The following is a 16,440-nucleotide window of genomic DNA, read 5'->3' on the forward strand; positions in this document are numbered from 1 at the left end:
AGAGCCGGCTCGCCGGCTCTCATCCCGTCACCTTCCAATTCTGGATGACAACACTCCGTGTGAAAAACGGAGTGGGGACCGACATGCCATGACCGATCTGCACGAGACCGCCACTAACAATACTGTTGCCCTGCCCATCGCAGCCCCTTCGTACGAGATCCGTGCGGAACGCGGCTCCGACGTCGCCGCCCGTGAATCTCTGCTGGATGTGTGCTTCGGCGCTTCGCGCCATGCCCGCACCTGCCAGCGACTGCGTGACGGACGACTGCCCGCTGAAGGACTTGCCTTCTCGGTGGTGCATCAGGGCCGGCTGGTCGGCACGATCAGGCTTTGGCATGTCGATGCCGGGGGCCGAGCCGCTTTGATGCTCGGCCCCCTGGCGGTCGATCCGGGAGTCCGCGACCTTGGCCTTGGCGCCGCGTTGATGAATCACGCGATCGCCGAGGCCTCGGCGCGCGGCCACGGCGCTATCATCCTGCTCGGTGATGCGCCCTATTATGCCCGCTTCGGCTTCATGCCCGACAACATGGCCGCGCTGGCGCTGCCCGGCCCATTTGAAAAGGACCGTCTGCTCGGCCTTGAGCTGCACCCGGGTGCGCTCGATGGCGCTAACGGTGTGATCATGGCGACCGGCAAGACCCTATCCGCGAAACCGGCCGGGGGAGCCGCAGTCAACGCGGCACACGCAGCCTGATCTGATCATCCACAAGGCCGTCCGCGCGGCTTTGTCTGACCGGGAGACATTCACGATGACCCGTCGCCTGATTTCCACCGGATCGCCATTCGAGAAGACCGCCGGCTATAGCCGCGCGGTGGTCGATGGCGACTTCGTGTTCGTCGCCGGCACAACCGGCTACGACTACACCACGATGACGCTGCCCGCCGATATCACCGCGCAGGCACAGAACTGCTTCAAGACCATCGGCGCGACGCTGACCGAAGCCGGCTTCGCCATGGCCGATATCGTGCGCGCAACCTACTACATCACCGACGCCCGGGACGCCGACGCCGTGTTCGCCGTCTGTGGCGAACATCTCGGCGAGATCAGACCCGCCGCCACGCTCCTCGTGGTCGCCGGGCTCTACAAACCCGAAATGAAGATCGAAATCGAAGTCACCGCGAAGCGCCGCAACTGATCGTCAGGCACGCCTCACGCATCCCCGCCGGGCGTTCCAGCATACCGTGCTGCACTATCGCCGGTTGACTTTCACCGCAGGATACATAGGTTTCGCTCATCATGACGAACCTGCCCCGCAACCGCTTACTGCTCCGCGCCGGTCACCTTCAAGCAGGAATGTGACCCGGGCGCACGCGTGCGTGCCGTCCGGGCTTGTTCGATTTCAGCATCCTCATCATTTTTGCATGCTCGGGCGCTTTGCGCGCCGGGCGTCATTTGGCTGTGAAACCCATGATTCATTCCCTTCGCACTGAGCTGCCGCCCATCACACTCCGCCGCAGCGACCGTGAGCGTCTCGGCGTGCTGGCCGAGGCCGCTGCAGAGAAGTACCCTGTGACCGCCGACTTTCTGGCCGGCGAGATTGAGCGCGCGACGATTGTGCCGGACGCAGACCCGTTGCCGGGGATCGTCGGCATGGAGTCCGACGTGACGTTCCGCGACGATATCAGCGGGCAGGAAAAGCATGTCACACTGGTCTATCCGACTGCGGCTGACGTCGACGCCGGCCGAATTTCGGTATTGACCCCGATCGGAGCCGCGCTTATCGGCCTTTCTGCAGGGCAGTCCATCACATTCGAGACGCCCTCGGGGGAACCGCGTTCGCTGACCGTGCTCGAGGTCAGCGCACGGATTTGAGCGTAAGATAATACTGACATCGAGATTTCGGCCCCAAGATTCATTCGCGGGATTCATTCCGATGTCACATCGTCACTGTCCATTCTCAACCGCGCGCGAAGCAGCGCGTCCATCTCGATCCCTGTCCGGAGTGTCTCACTAATGCCGTCATCCCCCCCCTCGCAAATCTATGCGAAAATCACCGGCCCCATCGTGATGGTCGGCTTCGGCTCGATCGGCAAAGGCACGCTGCCGCTGATCGAACGGCATCTCGACTACGACAAGTCGCGCATCACCGTGCTCGATCCCAAGGATGAGGGCCGCAAGGCGCATTGCGAGAAGCACAATGTCCGCTTCATCCAGCAGGGACTGACCAAGGAGAACTATCGCGAGCTGCTGATGCCGCTGCTTACAGAGGGCGGTGGCCAGGGTTTCTGCGTCAACCTGTCGGTCGATACGGGCTCGAAGGACATCATGGAGCTGTGCAACGAACTCGGCGCGCTCTACATCGACACGGTCAACGAGCCCTGGCTCGGCTTCTATTTCGACTCGTCGAAGGGCGCGGCCGCGCGCTCCAACTACGCACTGCGCGAGGCAACGCTGGCTGCCAAGAAGGCGCGTAAACCCGGCTCGACCACGGCCGTTTCCTGCTGCGGTGCCAATCCCGGCATGGTCTCCTTCTTCGTCAAGCAGGCGCTGCTGAATGTCGCCGCTGACATGCAGCTCAACGCTCCCGAGCCCAAGACGAGGGCGGAATGGGCGGACCTGATGCGGCAGACCGGCGTCAAGGGCATCCACATCGCCGAGCGCGACACGCAGCGTTCCAAGAAACCGAAAGAGCCGGACGTGTTCGTCAACACCTGGTCGGTCGAGGGCTTCCTGTCGGAAGGCGTGCAGCCGTCCGAGCTCGGCTGGGGCACCCATGAAAAATGGATGCCGGCGAACGCCCACACCCACGAGACCGGCTGCGGTGCGGCGATCTACCTGATGCAGCCCGGCGCCAACACGCGCGTGCACACCTGGTGCCCGACGCGCGGCGCGCAATACGGCTTTCTCGTCACCCATAACGAGTCGATCTCGATCTCCGACTATTTCACCGTGCGCGACGCATCGGGCACGGCGGTGTACCGGCCAACCTGCCACTATGCCTATCATCCCGCGGATGACGCCGTGCTCTCGCTGCACGAAATGTTCGGCCGCGCGGCCAAGATGCAGGTAAAGCACCACATCCTTGAAGAGGACGAAATCGTCGACGGCATCGACGAACTCGGCGTCCTCCTTTATGGCCACGGCAAGAATGCCTACTGGTTCGGCTCGCAGCTCTCCATCGAAGAGACACGTGAACTCGCGCCCTATCAGAACGCCACCGCCCTGCAGGTAACCTCCGCCGTGCTCGGCGGCATGGTCTGGGCGCTGGAAAACCCGACCGAAGGCATCGTCGAGGCCGACGAGATGGATTTCCATCGCCTGCTGGAAATCCAGGGGCCCTATCTCGGCCCGGTGAAGGGCTATTACACCGACTGGACCCCGCTGGAAGGCCGCCCGGGCCTGTTCCCGGAAGACCTCGACACGTCGGATCCGTGGCAGTTCAAGAACGTGCTGGTGCGGTAATTAGCACTCAGCCCTCATCCTGAGGAGAAAATGGCGGCTGCATCTTCGCAGCCGCCATTTTCGTCTCGAAGGATAGCAGCAGGCGGCGGCGTTTTGGGCCTCATGGTTCGAGACAGCGCTGAAGAAGCGCCTCCTAACCATGAGGGCCTGGCTGTCGCGCATTCGCCGTATTTTCCTCAGCCTGCGCCCTCATCCTGAGGAGCCGCACCCTTGTGCGGCGTCTCGAAGGATGGCCGCAAACTGCGACACCGTGGCCTCATGGTTCGAGACGGCGCTGAAGAAGCGCCTCCTCACCACGAGGGTTGGGCCGCAGGGCAGCTTGACAGTGCGAACGACTACGCCATTCTCGAGGTTGAAACTTTCAGTTTCTCCGAGAATGGAGCCGATCCGTGTTGGACGGTGCGTTCCTCTACATCGTGAAGTGTGCCGACGGGAGTTATTATATCGGCATCACACGCACCTCGCTCGACATCAGAATAGCCCAGCACAACGCCGGGACCTTCCCGGGTTACACGTTCTTACGCAGACCGGTTGAGCTTGTGTACTCGCAATGGTTCCAGCGGATCACGGACGCTATCGAGAGCGAGCGCAAGCTCAAGTGCTGGAGTCGCGCGAAGAAAGAAGCGCTCATTCGCGGTGACTTCGCGTTGCTGCAGAGTTTGGCGAGACGAAAATCTTCCAGTTTCTCGAAGCCCCACACTCCACCCTCATCCTGAGGAGCCCGCGCCCTTGCGCGGCGTCTCGAAGGATGGCCGCAAACTGCAACACCGTGGCCTCATGGTTCGAGACGGCGCCAGAAAAGGCGCCTCCTCACCATGAGGGTCTGGCGACAGTGCGTGTGGAAGCAGTTGCTGTCACTTCGCCAAATAATCAAACGCCACTTCGCCCAGCCCCAGCGTCAGGTCGCACTTGAAGTGCAGTGCCGAGACCACCTCGCGGACCGGCAGCCGCGCCACGTCCGCGAGTGCATGCGGAAACAGGCCGAGCGCGGCGGGGCCGGTCCAGGCTTCCTTCAGATTGATCTCTTCCAGATGATAGCGCACCAGTTCGCAGATCCGCGGCGTGCCGTCCACGTGCGGGATGATCTTCAGAATAAAATTCGGCACCTTGAGCGCATGCATCACCGTGTCATGATCCACCGGGCGGTGCTTGTAGCCCATGGTGCCTGACGCGCAGAGCACCGAACCGTAATGCAGCGTGCCGACCAGTACATCGCTCTCCACGACGATCTTCGGCGTCGCGCGCTTCTTCGGAAAACCCCAGAGCTCGCGGCCGCCGGCAATCGGCGCATCGTCGTCGAGATACATGGAGTGGATGTAAACTCCCTCGACGCCATTGAGGCGAACCGGGATCGCCTGCCCGGTTTCGGTATAGTCGCCGAAGCCGGTTGAATCCGGCATACGGATGAATTCGTATTTGACGATATTATCGACGATTTCCAGAGGCTCCGGCACCACGGCCTGCAGCGCTTCCATGTCGGTGCGATAGCTGATGATGAAATATTCGCGGTCGTAGAAGCGATATGGGCCGGGCGGAAACGACGGATTGGTCAGCGGCATCGAATAGGCGTTGCGTCGGACGTCTTCGATCTTCATCTGCAGTCCCCTGTGGTCTCGTTGCCAGGGAGTATGGGCGCGGCATGTGAAATGAGCGAGACCAGATTGCGGGCAACATCAACAAACAGCGTCCTCATCCTGAGGAGCGCGCTCGTCGCGCGCATCTCGAAAGATGGCGGCGCATCGGGCGAATCCAGCCTCAGGTTCGAGACTGCGCAAACCAGCGGCGCAATGGCGCCGCAAGGCCTCCTCACCATGAGGGACTTCTGCAACAGCCCGGAAAGCCCAGCTATTTCGTCGGGATCGGCGGGGCGACCTTCTCGGCCGGAGCCGGCGGCAAGGCGGGCTTCGCACCTGAATCCTGCGCTTCCGCGTCGGGACGCGCCGGCTGCGGCGGGGTAGCCTGCGGGCGCTGGCCCGTGGTCGAGGGCTCCAGCGGTGCAGATGGCTTGCTTTCGGCGCCGGGCGTGGATTGCAACGGCGGTGTCGCCTGCACCATCATCTGGTGATGCGTGGGGGCAAGCTGCACCACCGCGGCGGCGGACAGCGCCAGACCGCCCACAACCATCATACCCGCGATCAACATATCTTTTCGAAATACACGCGGCTTCCTGGCCGGGGTCATCGGATCCACCCTGAAATTGCTCGGGGGACCAACGGGAGCCCTGCCACAAAGGTTCCCTCGCCAGAATGCGCTAGTCTTTGGTGCTGACGTCCCACGTGGCGTTGCGGACGCCCGGATACGTTTCGAGCCGGGCCATGACGGCATCCAGCTCCTTGGGATCGACCGCGGTCGAGACCAGCGTTGCCACGATCTCCTGCTGGGTCTCGCTCAATTCGACGACGTCGACATCGCCGACCGGATATTTCGCCGCTTCCAGCGCGTCCTGCAGCCGCTCTCGCATATCGGAGACAACCTCGGGCGAAACCGTTAGCCTCACATAGTAGGTCACTTCCGACGACCTCGCGTCGAGCGGAGCCCGGTTGATCGCATTGACCAGCGGCCGCAGCAGCGTATTGCCGGCGAGCACGAAGATCGTGAGTGCGGCCGCCTGCGCGATCATATCCGCACCGGCGCAGGACCCCACCGCAGCGGAACTCCACAGTGTGGCCGCCGTGTTGAGCCCGCGGACATTGGTGCCTTCCTTCATGATGACACCGGCGCCGAGGAAGCCGATGCCCGACACCACATAGGCAATCACACGCACCGCGCCGTCCGCACCGGCGAGCTGCATCGCCAGATCGACGAAGGCGGCCGCGCCCACCGCCACCAGCACATTGGTGCGCAGGCCGGCCGTGCGCTGGCGATATTGCCGCTCGGCACCGATCAGCGTGCCCAGCACAAAGGCCGTGGCCAGGCTGAGCAGCGTGTCGAGAAAGTCGTAGGTCTGGAATGTCGCCAAAAATCGCATGATACCTGCATGCGTACAGGAAGTGACGGGCGGATGACAATGTGGATTGGAACGACCAACCAAGCCACCCCCTCATGGTGAGGAGGCGCTTCTTCAGCGCCGTCTCGAACCATGAGGCCGAGGTGTCTCAGCCTGAGCCTGCGGCCGTCCTTCGAGACGGCGCAAGGGCGCCTCCTCAGGATGAGGTCTGAGGATCAGAGCTCCAGCAGCCCGGCATCGCCGTCCTGGTCCGCAAAGGCCAGCAGCGTACCCTTGGCGTTCCAGCCCAGGGCGGTCACCGGCTGCCCCTTGTTGGCACGCACCAGGATTTCCGCGCCGTCGGTTATCCGCACCATCAAAATGGTGCCGTCGCTGTAACCGGCGGCCAAAATATCCTGCTTGGGATGGCAGGCGACCATGGTGACCTTGGCCTTGAGCGGCGCCAGCATGGCCGGCTCCTTGCCCATCGGGCCATCCTTGCTGGCAAACGGCCAGATGATGACCGTATCGGCACCCGAGGTCGCCAGACCCTTGCCGGCGGCGCTCCAGGAAATCGAGCGCACGCGCGCCGGATAGCCGGTCATGCGCATGTGCTTGCCGTCGACGAGACGCCAGCCATGCAATGCCGGCTCATGCATCGCGGTGACCAGAAACTTGTTGTCAGGACTGAACGTCACACCGAGATGCGAACCGGCCCATTCCAGCACTTCGGCATTGCCGGCCATGTTGGGAAACCACAGGGTCACGCCGTTGTAGTGGGCGATTGCAAGCCGCAGGCCCTTGGGCGCGAATGCGAGGCCGCCGACGGTCGATGGCACCTCGAAGGATTTCACCTCGCCCTTCGGCGCCTGCACGAAAGCCGTCTTGCCCGCCGACCACGCCACCGCGCCGTCGGGATGCAGCGCAACGCTGTCGATCCAGCGCCGCTTGGCGTCGGTCGCGAAGGTCGAGACTGCGCCGTCGCGATCGAGCACGACGACCTTGCCGTCGTCACAGCCCATCACGATGCGCTTGCCATCCGAGGTCGAGCACAGGATGCCGCCGAAGGCGACCTCGACCGGCGACATGGCGCCTGCCGGATCGACCAGCGTGACTTTTTCCTCGACACCGACGAAGGCCGCCTTGTCGCCGAGGAAATGCACTGATGTGACCGACGCACCGATGGCCACCGGCAACACGCGGTCGGTGACCGAGACGATGGATTCCTGCTCCTGCAGTGGATTGAAGTCGGACATCAGGACGGGATGCAGCGTTCGAAGCCGTCGCGAATCAGCTGCTCGGGCAGATCGCGACCGATGAAGACGAGACGGCTTTCGCGCTTCTCGCCATCCTTCCACGGCCGCTGATGATCGCCTTCCAGCATCATATGCACGCCCTGGAACACGTAGCGGTCGTCATCGCCGGAGAAAGACAGGATGCCCTTGGAACGCAGGATCTTGCCGCCCTCCTTGGCCATCAGGTCCTGCAGCCACGGCATGAAGGTCGAGGCATCGAGCGCCTTGTCGGTGCGCAGCGACATCGAGTGCATGTCCTCGTCATGATAGTGCTTCAGCCCGCCATGATCGTGATCATGGTGATGATGGCCGTGATCGTGATCATGGCCGTGATGATCGTGACCGTCGCCGGCCTCGAGGAAGTCCGGTTCGATCTCGAGAATGCGATCGAGATCGAAGGCGCCGCGCTCCAGCACGTCGGACAGCTTGACCTGCGCACGCTCGGTCTTGTGCAGCTTGGCATAGGGGTTGATCGCGCGGATGCGCGCCTCGACTTCGGCCAGTTCAGGCTTCGACACAAGGTCGATCTTGTTCAGTACGATGACGTCGGCGAAGGCGATCTGGTTCTTGGCTTCCGGCGCATCCTTGAGACGGTCGCTCAACCACTTGGCATCGGCCACGGTCACCACCGCGTCGAGCCGCGCATGGGCCTGCACGTCCTCGTCGACGAAGAAGGTCTGCGCCACCGGGGCCGGATCAGCGAGACCCGTGGTCTCGACGATGATGGCGTCGAACTTGCCCTTGCGCTTCATCAGGCCGTCGAGGATGCGCACGAGGTCGCCGCGCACTGTGCAGCAGACGCAGCCGTTGTTCATCTCGAACACTTCTTCGTCCGCGCCGATGATGAGATCGTTGTCGATGCCGATCTCGCCGAATTCGTTGACGATCACGGCGTATTTCTTGCCGTGATTTTCCGACAGGATGCGGTTGAGCAGCGTGGTCTTGCCGGCGCCGAGATAGCCGGTCAGCACGGTCACAGGAATTTTGTTGGCAGTCGCTTCAGACATGATCACTCCGGCGGGGTCTTGTGCAGCGCCGGCAGCAGGGGTGCCCCTGCGCTAACTGGTCAGCGCGCTCGTCAGCGCCTTTATATTGTGCCTGACCATATCAATGTAAGTGGGTGCATCGCCGTTTTCGGCCGTCAGACTGTCCGAAAACAGCGTTCCGCCGATTTTTGCCCCGGTCTCGGCAGCGATCCGGCGCATCAGCCGCGGATCGGCAATATTTTCCAGAAAAACAGCCGGAATTTTCGAGAGCTTGAGCTGGGTGATGATGACGGCGATATCCTTCGCGCTGGGCTCGGAATCCGTCGAAACGCCCTGCGGCGCAATAAATTCGATGCCATAGGCCGCCGCGAAATAGCCGAAGGCGTCATGGGTCGAGATCACCTTGCGGTGGGCCGCGGGAATGGTGGCGACAGCGGCCTTTACATCATTGTCGAGGGCCGTCAGCTTCACGAGATAGGTCTCGGCATTCGCCTTGTAGATGTCGGCCCCGGCCGGATCGGCCTTGGCCAGTGCATCGCGAATGTTTGCGACATAGACTTTGGCATTGGCCACCGACTGCCAGGCATGGGGGTCTTCGTGCGAGCCGAGCTTGCGCGGTGCGATGCCCTGGGTTGCGGTGACCACCGTCGCCTTGCCGCCGGAGGACTTCACCAGCCGCGGCAGCCAGCCTTCAAAGCCGAAGCCATTGACCACCACGAGCTTGGCGTCGGCGATCTTTTTCGCGTCACGCGGCGTCGGCGTGTAGACATGCGCATCGCCATTCGGACCGACCAGGGTCGTGACAGCGACTCGCTCGCCGCCGATATTGCGCACGAAGTCACCCAGGATGGAGAAACTGGCGACCACATCGATCCTGTCCTGTGCACGCGCCGGAAGGATCGCAGTGATCAGCGACGTCACGGCGCAAAGGAGCAAAACGCAAGATTTCCGCATGACTGACACAGCTACGCCTCAAGATGCCGGCCGGGGAACAACTGCCTCACCAAGCCACTGACATTGCCGAACAAAACCGAAAAGACATAGAGCACCGCGGCGACCAGAATGATCGCGGGGCCGGACGGCACCTTGGTCTGGAATGACAGCACCAGACCGAAGTAACCGGAGATCATCGCGCTCGCGACGGAGATCATCATCATCCCCGTGATATCGCGCGACCAGAACCGCGCGATGCCCGCCGGAAGGATCATCAGCCCCACCGCGAGCAGCGTGCCGAGGGCGTGAAAGCCGTTGACGAGATTGACGACGACCAGCGCGAGAAACGCCAGATGCGCGGGTGCACCTGCGCGCGAGACCGTGCGCAAAAACACCGGATCGACGCATTCGATCACCAGCGGACGATAGATCACCGCCATCACCACCAGCGTGATGGTCGCATTGAAGGCGATCACCAGCAGGGTCTGATCGTCGAGCGCGAGGATGTTGCCGAACAGCACATGCAGCAGATCGATATTGGTGCCGCGCATCGAGACGATGGTGACGCCCACTGCCAGCGAGACGAGATAGAACGCCGCCAGCGACGCATCCTCCTTGATAACCGTCACGCGCGACACGAGACCAGCGAGCAGTGCGACGGAAAAGCCTGCAATCAGGCCACCAAACGTCATCGCAAACAGATTGAGCCCGGAGAACAGGAAGCCGATTGCAGCGCCCGGCAAAATCGCATGCGCCATGGCATCACCGACAAGGCTCATCCGCCGCAGCATCAGGAACACGCCGATCGGCGCGCCGCCCAATGCAAGCGCGACCACACCGGCCAGTGCACGACGCATGAATTCAAATTCGAGGAAAGGCGCGATCAGCGCGTCGTAAAGCATGGCGATCAGGCCGCGCGCGACTGTGCGGCATCGACAACGCAGGTGCCCGCGCCGTCGTCGAAGGCCTCGCACATGCGCCGGGCTTCGAGCAGATTATCCGATGTCAGCACCTGTTGGGTTGGCCCCCAGGCCACGGAGCCGCGGGCGAGCAGCAGCGTTTCCGGAAAATGCGCGCGCACCATGTCCATATCGTGCAGCGCCGCCAGCACCGTGCGCTTTTCGGCATGCCAGTGGCGCACCAGGGTAATCAGGTCCGCCGATGTCTTGGTGTCGATCGCATTGAACGGTTCGTCGAGCACGATCACCCGCGCATCCTGCAGCAGCACGCGCGCGAACAGCATGCGCTGCATCTGGCCGCCGGACAGCGTGCCGATATTGCGGTTCTCGAATCCATTGAGGCCGACGGAGGCGAGCGCCTGTCCGATTTGTTCACGCGCCTTCTTGCCGAGGCCGCCGAATATGCCCGTCGTGCGCCACAGGCCTGTACCGACGAAATCGAATACCGAGATAGGGAATGTGCGATCGATATCGACGCTCTGCGGCAGGTAAGCGATCTCGCGCGGCTTCAGCCCGCCAAGCGTGATCGCGCCCGTCAGCGGCTTCAGAATGCCGACGATCCCACGAAACAGCGTGGACTTGCCGGCGCCATTCGGCCCGACCACCGCCAGCAGGCTGCCGGCCGCGATCTCGCCATTGAGATGATGCACCGCCGGATGCCGGTCATAGCCCAGCGTGACGTTGCGAAATGACAGCTGCGCGCTCATGACGGCCTCATTGCCAGCAGAACCACCGCCCAGAGCGCTGCGGAGACCGCCAGTGCGGCGCCGAGCCGTGCCGGCAATGTCATGCGCAGGATCGACCAGGGCGCTGGCTGGGCCGGATGCGGGCTTGCCGGGCCGTGGCTGTGGGTATGACCATGGCCTTGCGCGTGACCATGGGAGTGGTCGTGACCGTGGGAATGGGAATGCGCCATGAAATCGGGCCTGGCCAATGGAAATCCGGCGCCAAAGCGCCTGACTGTCATTTATGTTATATTATAACATACCGCAAGCCCGGCAGGGATCAGGCGAAGTGGCGGACCAGCGCCAAGCCGGCAAAAAGCCCGGCAATCGACAGCACCACCGACCCCAACACATAGGCCAGAGCCAGACCCAGTTCGCCGCGCTCGTAAAACAGTACCGTATCCAGCGAGAAGGCCGAAAAGGTCGTGTAGCCACCGAGAATGCCGGTCATCAGGAACAACCGCCATGGCTGCGAGGCCTCGCCCTTGTAAGCGAGATAGCCGGCGATCAGGCCCATCACCGTGGAGCCGGTGATGTTGATGATGAAGGTACCCCACGGGAACGCCGTCCCCATGCAACGGGCGCAGGTCACGTTGACGACATGCCGCAAGGTGGCGCCAAGGCCGCCGCCGACAAAAACCAAAACGTAATTCATTGAACGTCCGCTGCTTGGTGGCTCACGTCATTCCGTTCTGCCGCAGCGTGTCTGCGGCGGCAAGTCGCAGCGGGCCGACCAGGACACGAAACATCACGACAACAAAAAAGGGGCGGCAGCTTGCTGCCACCGCCCCTCCCCGCGCGTCATTCAACGCAAATCGAAACCGATCAGATCGCCTTGCCGAACTGCTCGTCGACATATTCCCAGTTCACGAGATGATCGACGAACGCCTTGAGATAGTCGGGACGACGGTTGCGGTAGTCGATGTAGTAGGAGTGCTCCCAGACGTCGACGCCGAGGATCGGGGTCGCGCCATGGACCAGCGGGCTTTCGCCGTTTGCGGTCTTGGAGATTTCGAGCTTGCCGTTCTTGACCGAGAGCCAGGCCCAGCCGGAGCCGAACTGGCCGACGCCTGCAGCGGCGAAATCGGTCTTGAACTTTTCGAGACCACCGAGATCCTCGGTGATCTTCTTCTCCAGACGGCCGGGGAGCTTGTCGCCGCCGCCGTTCGGCTTCATCCAGTTCCAGAAATGGAGATGGTTGTAGTGCTGACCGGCATTGTTGAAGAGCGCGGCATTCTTGCCGAACGAGCCCTTCACGATTTCTTCAAGCGATTTGCCTTCGAATTCGGTGCCCTTCAGCAGGTTATTGCCGTTGGTCACGTAAGCCTGATGGTGCTTATCGTGATGGAATTCCAGCGTTTCCTTCGACATATGCGGCGCGAGCGCGTCATAGGCGTAAGGCAGATTGGGAAGGGTGAAGGTCATGGGTCAAGATCCGCAATAATGGGAGAGTTGGCTTAACGGGAACCCTTATAGAAGGTTCCGTGCGGCTCCGACACTCCCATCTTCGCGATCTCGATCGCTTCGCTTTGCGATCCCGATCGCTGCGCGATCAGGCCGCACTCGGCATCGCGGTGGGAATCGCATCGCGCCACACCGGCGGCTTCACATTCATGAGCATCTGGAAACATCCCGCGATCATCCCGATCACGACGGCGAATTGCCAGGCGCGGTCATAATTGCCGAGATGCGCGAAGATCATGCCACCGCCCCAGGCGCCGAGGAAAGATCCTGCCTGATGGCTTAGGAAGGCGATGCCGGTGAGTGTGGCCATGAAGCGCAGGCCGAACAGCTGCGCGACGAGGCCGTTCACCAGCGGCACCACGCCAAGCCACAACGATCCCAGCACGGCGGCGAAGACCATGGTCGTGGTCGGGGTTGCCGGGAAATAGAAGTAGGTCGCCAGTGCCAGCGAACGTGCAATGTAAATTCCGCCAAGCAAAATCTGCTTCGGATAACGGCCGCCGAGCCAGCCGAAGGCATAGGAACCGAACACGTTGAACAAACCGACCAGCGCCAGCGCAGTGGCGCCAAGCGACGCGTCGAGGCCGCAGATAGCCAGATAATTCGGCAAATGCGTGGTGATGAAGACCAGCTGCAGACCGCAGACGAAAAACGACAGCGCCAGCACGATATAGCCGGAATGGCCGAGTGCGGATTGAACCACTTCGCTCAACGATTGCTCCGGCTCATCCGCGGATGCGCGCTCGATCTTGTCGGACTGACCGGCAAACAATGCGGCCGGCACCATCACCGCAGCCAGACCGAGGAAGCCGATCAGCGCGACCTGCCAGCCGGCGGTCGAGATCAGCGTCTGCGCCAGCGGCGAGGCGATGACGAGCCCGAGCGAACCGGCGGCGGAAACTGCACCCATGGTGACGCTGCGCTTGGCAGCGGACACCGAGCGCGAGGCCACTGTCATGGTCATACTCGATGCCGTGCAGGACAGCGCGAGTCCGACGCAAAGGCCGGCGCCAAGGGTGAACACCAGCGGCGTGGTGGCAAACATCATCAACACGAGACCGGCGGCATAGATCAAAACGCCGGTGATCATCACATGACGGGTGCCGAAGCGATCGGCAATGGCGCCGACGAAAGGTTGCGAGATGCCCCAGATGACGTTCTGCAGGGCGGTTGCGAGGGAGAAATCCGCCGTGGTGATGGCGGTATCGCGCAGGATCGAGGGCTGAAACAGCCCGAAGCTCTGGCGCATGCCCATGGCCAGGCTGAGCAGCGTCGCCGCGCCGGCCAAAATCGCCCAGCGCTGGTATTTGGTGAGCTCCGCCTCGGTCATTCCAATGTTTCCCCAGTCCTTAGAATATTATTCCCACATAAGCACCGGATTCGACAGGTTTACTACCCTCGGACCGACCTATAAGGGCTGCACAAAGCGCAGAGGTGACAACCGAAATGAGCATCGAAATCGAGATCGTAACCGGCGATGCCTCATGGCCGAGCGTGAAGCCGCTGTTCGACCTGGTCTGGCCGCCCGAGGCCGTCGAAAAGCTGTCCTGGCGGAATGCCGTCTTCGCCTATCCCGAATTGCGGGTCATCGTGGAGGACGACGGAAAGCCGGTCTGTCATGTCGGCCTGCACCGACGCGAAGGCATGTGGAAGGGCCGCAAGACCCGGATTGGCGGCATCGGCGGCCTCATCACCCACCCCGACTATCGCCAGCGTGGCCTCGCAAGTGTGGCCCTGACCGCAGCACTGCATACGCTAAAGGACGAACGCGCCACAGATTTTGCGCTGCTGTTCTGCGAACCGCACAATGTGGATTTTTACACACGCCGCAACTGGAAGCCGTTCATCGGCGAGGTCTATGCTGAACAGCACGGCGAACGCGTGCGTTTCGATATCATGACACCACTGGTTTCCTATCTGAAGCGTGCGCCGCATGAAGGCGAGATGGACCTCTGTGGATTGCCATGGTGACCGCGCCGGTCGGCCTGAGCGAACTGCGTCAAATTGAATCGATCATGATCATTTGAGACGCTGAGTAGTCTCAAACGCAGCGCCGCGGCATTGCACAAATCCCATTTCTTGTTATGCAGGCCGCTTCATCCGAGGAGACACGCATGCCTGCCAGATTCACCGTCATGATCGCATTGCTGGGTGCAGTTTTTGCAGGTTCTGCTGCCCAAGCCCAATCGGGTGGCGAAGCGACGGGCGTCTGGCAGACCCAGGCCGGCGATGCGCAAGTACGCGTCAGCAAATGCGGCACCATCCTGTGCGGCATCATCGTCTCGCTGCGCGACAAGATCGATCCGCAGACCGGCAAGCCGCCGATCGACGACAAGAATCCCGATCCCGCGCTGGCCAAGCGCTCGATGATCGGTATTCACCTGTTCTACGACATGCGCCCCACCGGAGCGAACACGTGGTCGGGCCGGATCTACAATGCCGATGACGGGAAGATCTATACCAGCAATGTCGCACTGACCGGCCCGAACACGCTGAAGGTCGAAGGCTGCGTCGGCGCATTCTGCGGTAGCGAGAACTGGACCCGCGTCGGCCGCTGATCAGGCTGTCTTCTATACCGACATGGCCTTCAACGCACTGGCCGCCGAGGCATAACCACCGCGCGCTCCATCGATGAAATGTACGTGATCGCTGCGAATCGCTGACGGTGTGAAACACGTCATCATCGCAGCATCCTGCCGGTGCAAACCATAGCGCGCGGTTCCTTCCGAGGCGGCCGCTACAAGACGCTGCTCCAGCGCGCGTTCGAGATCGGGCGCGCAGTCCAGGATCATGCGCAGGCTATCGTCGTATTTGCGGAAATCCGAGTTCTCGACCAACTGCTGCACATAGGTCTTGGGCACGAAGCCGCCGACGCTGATACCAAAACGCATCAACACAAAGGCAAACAGCGTTCGCGCCGTCACCCAGATACGATAGCGTGCCAGCGATTTCGCACCGCGGCCGGCCCGAATTTCATAGCCCAACCCGGCGGGCGGCCACCTCAGCGCTGGGCCACCGGCAGGCACGGGACGGGCCGCATCTGGACTGCGTTCGACCAGAGCGATGATGTCTTCGATAACGCGACGAAATGCGGATGTGTCGGCGCCCGCTGCAGCCGTTACCAGCACCGACAGGATCAAACCGTGCGCCGATGGAATTTCCTCGAAGCGGCACGAGAGCCCGGAGAGATCGGGATAGGTCCCGACAGGTGCCGGCGTCACCGCGAATTCACCGCGCTTCATCGCAGCCTCCGCCCAGCCCAATCCGCCACCGGAAAACATCGCATAGGACACGTTCTTCGATGGACCGAAGCGCGCCACGCGCACATCCAGCCCCTGCGCACGGATGTCCTTGATCGGGACCAGGGCCACGCGCATCACGAGATCGAGATCTTGCTTCACCCAGGTGGCCGTCGCCGCCAATGCTCCACTGGCGCGATCGAGGTCGTCCGGCGAGACCGCGAAGCTCGCGCCATCGCCACCGAACACGAAGGGGAATTCGCGGCCGTCCAGCGCATTGGTCACGGCCGCGATGACGGCGGCGCCAGCCATGTTGACGGCCTTGTAGCGTTGCTCGGCAATGGCTTTGGTCGATTCGACAATATCGGCAACGCCGATGATCCAGTCATCCGGCAAAGCCGCGTAGAGCGCCGGATCCATCACCCGGTCGAAATCGTAAAATATTGAAATGCCGTCGTAAAACGCGCTGACGCCGGTCGCCATGGTGTGAGAATGATCCTGCGGCAACGT

20 protein-coding genes are annotated in these 16,440 nt (G+C 62.1%); 7 read left to right on the forward strand and 13 right to left on the reverse strand.

Going from position 1 to position 16,440, the window contains the following annotated elements; all coding sequences use genetic code 11:
* Nucleotides 1-88: 88 nt before the first annotated feature.
* From ACEK02_RS02130 to ACEK02_RS02150, 5 genes are all read left to right on the forward strand, one after another.
* Complete coding sequence (locus ACEK02_RS02130) at nucleotides 89-694, forward strand: GNAT family N-acetyltransferase (protein ID WP_371420158.1); 606 nt, start codon at nucleotides 89-91, stop codon at nucleotides 692-694.
* A 55-nt stretch (nucleotides 695-749) separates the two neighbouring features.
* A complete protein-coding gene (locus ACEK02_RS02135; RefSeq protein ID WP_371420159.1) occupies nucleotides 750-1,136 on the forward strand; it encodes a RidA family protein in 387 nt (128 codons plus the stop codon).
* Nucleotides 1,137-1,408: 272 nt separating this feature from the next.
* Nucleotides 1,409-1,813 carry a nucleoside diphosphate kinase regulator gene (gene rnk / locus ACEK02_RS02140; RefSeq protein ID WP_371420212.1) on the forward strand — a complete coding sequence of 135 codons (405 nt, stop codon included), beginning with the start codon at nucleotides 1,409-1,411 and terminating at the stop codon, nucleotides 1,811-1,813.
* Nucleotides 1,814-1,954: 141 nt separating this feature from the next.
* Nucleotides 1,955-3,403 (forward strand): homospermidine synthase, encoded by a 1,449-nt coding sequence (locus ACEK02_RS02145; protein ID WP_371420160.1) that lies wholly within the window; start codon nucleotides 1,955-1,957, stop codon nucleotides 3,401-3,403.
* A gap of 389 nt (nucleotides 3,404-3,792) precedes the next feature.
* On the forward strand, nucleotides 3,793-4,119 hold the full coding sequence (locus ACEK02_RS02150) for a GIY-YIG nuclease family protein (protein ID WP_371420161.1): 327 nt from the start codon (nucleotides 3,793-3,795) through the stop codon (nucleotides 4,117-4,119).
* A 138-nt stretch (nucleotides 4,120-4,257) separates the two neighbouring features.
* Here the strand turns inward: ACEK02_RS02150 and ACEK02_RS02155 are convergent, their stop codons facing one another.
* From ACEK02_RS02155 to ACEK02_RS02210, 12 genes are all read right to left on the reverse strand, one after another.
* Nucleotides 4,258-4,998, reverse strand: coding sequence for an acetoacetate decarboxylase (locus ACEK02_RS02155; RefSeq protein ID WP_371420162.1), 741 nt, complete (start codon nucleotides 4,996-4,998; stop codon nucleotides 4,258-4,260).
* A 250-nt stretch (nucleotides 4,999-5,248) separates the two neighbouring features.
* Entirely contained in the window at nucleotides 5,249-5,545 is a 297-nt protein-coding gene (locus ACEK02_RS02160; RefSeq protein WP_371420163.1) for a hypothetical protein, read from the reverse strand.
* Nucleotides 5,546-5,654: 109 nt separating this feature from the next.
* Nucleotides 5,655-6,371: an MgtC/SapB family protein gene (locus ACEK02_RS02165; protein ID WP_371420164.1), complete on the reverse strand. Its 717-nt coding sequence runs from the start codon at nucleotides 6,369-6,371 to the stop codon at nucleotides 5,655-5,657.
* A gap of 194 nt (nucleotides 6,372-6,565) precedes the next feature.
* Nucleotides 6,566-7,585 carry a WD40 repeat domain-containing protein gene (locus ACEK02_RS02170; protein ID WP_371420165.1) on the reverse strand — a complete coding sequence of 340 codons (1,020 nt, stop codon included), beginning with the start codon at nucleotides 7,583-7,585 and terminating at the stop codon, nucleotides 6,566-6,568.
* A complete protein-coding gene (locus tag ACEK02_RS02175) occupies nucleotides 7,585-8,631 on the reverse strand; it encodes a GTP-binding protein (RefSeq protein ID WP_371420166.1) in 1,047 nt (348 codons plus the stop codon). The genes ACEK02_RS02170 and ACEK02_RS02175 overlap by 1 nt, the downstream gene beginning before the upstream one ends.
* A 51-nt stretch (nucleotides 8,632-8,682) precedes the next feature.
* Nucleotides 8,683-9,546, reverse strand: coding sequence for a metal ABC transporter substrate-binding protein (locus tag ACEK02_RS02180; RefSeq protein WP_371420167.1), 864 nt, complete (start codon nucleotides 9,544-9,546; stop codon nucleotides 8,683-8,685).
* A 29-nt stretch (nucleotides 9,547-9,575) separates the two neighbouring features.
* On the reverse strand, nucleotides 9,576-10,445 hold the full coding sequence (locus ACEK02_RS02185; RefSeq protein ID WP_068729007.1) for a metal ABC transporter permease: 870 nt from the start codon (nucleotides 10,443-10,445) through the stop codon (nucleotides 9,576-9,578).
* A 5-nt stretch (nucleotides 10,446-10,450) separates the two neighbouring features.
* Nucleotides 10,451-11,209: a metal ABC transporter ATP-binding protein gene (locus ACEK02_RS02190; RefSeq protein ID WP_371420168.1), complete on the reverse strand. Its 759-nt coding sequence runs from the start codon at nucleotides 11,207-11,209 to the stop codon at nucleotides 10,451-10,453.
* A complete protein-coding gene (locus ACEK02_RS02195; protein ID WP_371420213.1) occupies nucleotides 11,206-11,418 on the reverse strand; it encodes a hypothetical protein in 213 nt (70 codons plus the stop codon). Before ACEK02_RS02195 ends, ACEK02_RS02190 begins: the two co-directional genes overlap by 4 nt.
* 89 nt (nucleotides 11,419-11,507) lie before the next feature.
* Entirely contained in the window at nucleotides 11,508-11,882 is a 375-nt protein-coding gene (gene crcB / locus ACEK02_RS02200) for a fluoride efflux transporter CrcB (protein ID WP_371420169.1), read from the reverse strand.
* A gap of 170 nt (nucleotides 11,883-12,052) precedes the next feature.
* Nucleotides 12,053-12,652 carry a superoxide dismutase gene (locus tag ACEK02_RS02205; protein ID WP_371420170.1) on the reverse strand — a complete coding sequence of 200 codons (600 nt, stop codon included), beginning with the start codon at nucleotides 12,650-12,652 and terminating at the stop codon, nucleotides 12,053-12,055.
* 127 nt (nucleotides 12,653-12,779) lie between these two features.
* A complete protein-coding gene (locus ACEK02_RS02210; RefSeq protein ID WP_371420171.1) occupies nucleotides 12,780-14,021 on the reverse strand; it encodes an MFS transporter in 1,242 nt (413 codons plus the stop codon).
* A 116-nt stretch (nucleotides 14,022-14,137) separates the two neighbouring features.
* Here ACEK02_RS02210 and ACEK02_RS02215 point away from each other — a divergent pair, with 116 nt between their 5' ends.
* Together ACEK02_RS02215 and ACEK02_RS02220 are read left to right on the forward strand one after the other, a co-directional pair.
* Complete coding sequence (locus ACEK02_RS02215; protein WP_371420172.1) at nucleotides 14,138-14,662, forward strand: GNAT family N-acetyltransferase; 525 nt, start codon at nucleotides 14,138-14,140, stop codon at nucleotides 14,660-14,662.
* 143 nt (nucleotides 14,663-14,805) lie between these two features.
* Nucleotides 14,806-15,249, forward strand: coding sequence for a DUF2147 domain-containing protein (locus ACEK02_RS02220; RefSeq protein WP_371420173.1), 444 nt, complete (start codon nucleotides 14,806-14,808; stop codon nucleotides 15,247-15,249).
* Between the two features lie 12 nt (nucleotides 15,250-15,261).
* On the opposite strand, the gene ACEK02_RS02225 is transcribed toward ACEK02_RS02220, so the two are convergent.
* Nucleotides 15,262-16,413: a DUF3095 domain-containing protein gene (locus ACEK02_RS02225; RefSeq protein WP_371420214.1), complete on the reverse strand. Its 1,152-nt coding sequence runs from the start codon at nucleotides 16,411-16,413 to the stop codon at nucleotides 15,262-15,264.
* Nucleotides 16,414-16,440 lie beyond the last annotated feature (27 nt).

The organism is Tardiphaga sp., from assembly GCF_041424195.1.
Taxonomy (GTDB): Bacteria; Pseudomonadota; Alphaproteobacteria; order Rhizobiales; family Xanthobacteraceae; genus Tardiphaga.

What these genes read in the sequence shown, in the direction of transcription:
- ACEK02_RS02130 (WP_371420158.1), top strand. Translation starts at nt 89, where the DNA reads ATGACCGATCTGCACGAGACCGCCACTAACAATACTGTTGCCCTGCCC.
- ACEK02_RS02135 (WP_371420159.1), top strand. Translation starts at nt 750, where the DNA reads ATGACCCGTCGCCTGATTTCCACCGGATCGCCATTCGAGAAGACCGCC.
- rnk (WP_371420212.1), top strand. Translation starts at nt 1,409, where the DNA reads ATGATTCATTCCCTTCGCACTGAGCTGCCGCCCATCACACTCCGCCGC.
- ACEK02_RS02145 (WP_371420160.1), top strand. Translation starts at nt 1,955, where the DNA reads ATGCCGTCATCCCCCCCCTCGCAAATCTATGCGAAAATCACCGGCCCC.
- ACEK02_RS02155 (WP_371420162.1), bottom strand. Translation starts at nt 4,998, where the DNA reads ATGAAGATCGAAGACGTCCGACGCAACGCCTATTCGATGCCGCTGACC.
- ACEK02_RS02160 (WP_371420163.1), bottom strand. Translation starts at nt 5,545, where the DNA reads ATGTTGATCGCGGGTATGATGGTTGTGGGCGGTCTGGCGCTGTCCGCC.
- ACEK02_RS02165 (WP_371420164.1), bottom strand. Translation starts at nt 6,371, where the DNA reads ATGCGATTTTTGGCGACATTCCAGACCTACGACTTTCTCGACACGCTG.
- ACEK02_RS02170 (WP_371420165.1), bottom strand. Translation starts at nt 7,585, where the DNA reads ATGTCCGACTTCAATCCACTGCAGGAGCAGGAATCCATCGTCTCGGTC.
- ACEK02_RS02175 (WP_371420166.1), bottom strand. Translation starts at nt 8,631, where the DNA reads ATGTCTGAAGCGACTGCCAACAAAATTCCTGTGACCGTGCTGACCGGC.
- ACEK02_RS02185 (WP_068729007.1), bottom strand. Translation starts at nt 10,445, where the DNA reads ATGCTTTACGACGCGCTGATCGCGCCTTTCCTCGAATTTGAATTCATG.
- ACEK02_RS02190 (WP_371420168.1), bottom strand. Translation starts at nt 11,209, where the DNA reads ATGAGCGCGCAGCTGTCATTTCGCAACGTCACGCTGGGCTATGACCGG.
- ACEK02_RS02195 (WP_371420213.1), bottom strand. Translation starts at nt 11,418, where the DNA reads ATGGCGCATTCCCATTCCCACGGTCACGACCACTCCCATGGTCACGCG.
- crcB (WP_371420169.1), bottom strand. Translation starts at nt 11,882, where the DNA reads ATGAATTACGTTTTGGTTTTTGTCGGCGGCGGCCTTGGCGCCACCTTG.
- ACEK02_RS02205 (WP_371420170.1), bottom strand. Translation starts at nt 12,652, where the DNA reads ATGACCTTCACCCTTCCCAATCTGCCTTACGCCTATGACGCGCTCGCG.
- ACEK02_RS02210 (WP_371420171.1), bottom strand. Translation starts at nt 14,021, where the DNA reads ATGACCGAGGCGGAGCTCACCAAATACCAGCGCTGGGCGATTTTGGCC.
- ACEK02_RS02215 (WP_371420172.1), top strand. Translation starts at nt 14,138, where the DNA reads ATGAGCATCGAAATCGAGATCGTAACCGGCGATGCCTCATGGCCGAGC.
- ACEK02_RS02220 (WP_371420173.1), top strand. Translation starts at nt 14,806, where the DNA reads ATGCCTGCCAGATTCACCGTCATGATCGCATTGCTGGGTGCAGTTTTT.
- ACEK02_RS02225 (WP_371420214.1), bottom strand. Translation starts at nt 16,413, where the DNA reads ATGGCGACCGGCGTCAGCGCGTTTTACGACGGCATTTCAATATTTTAC.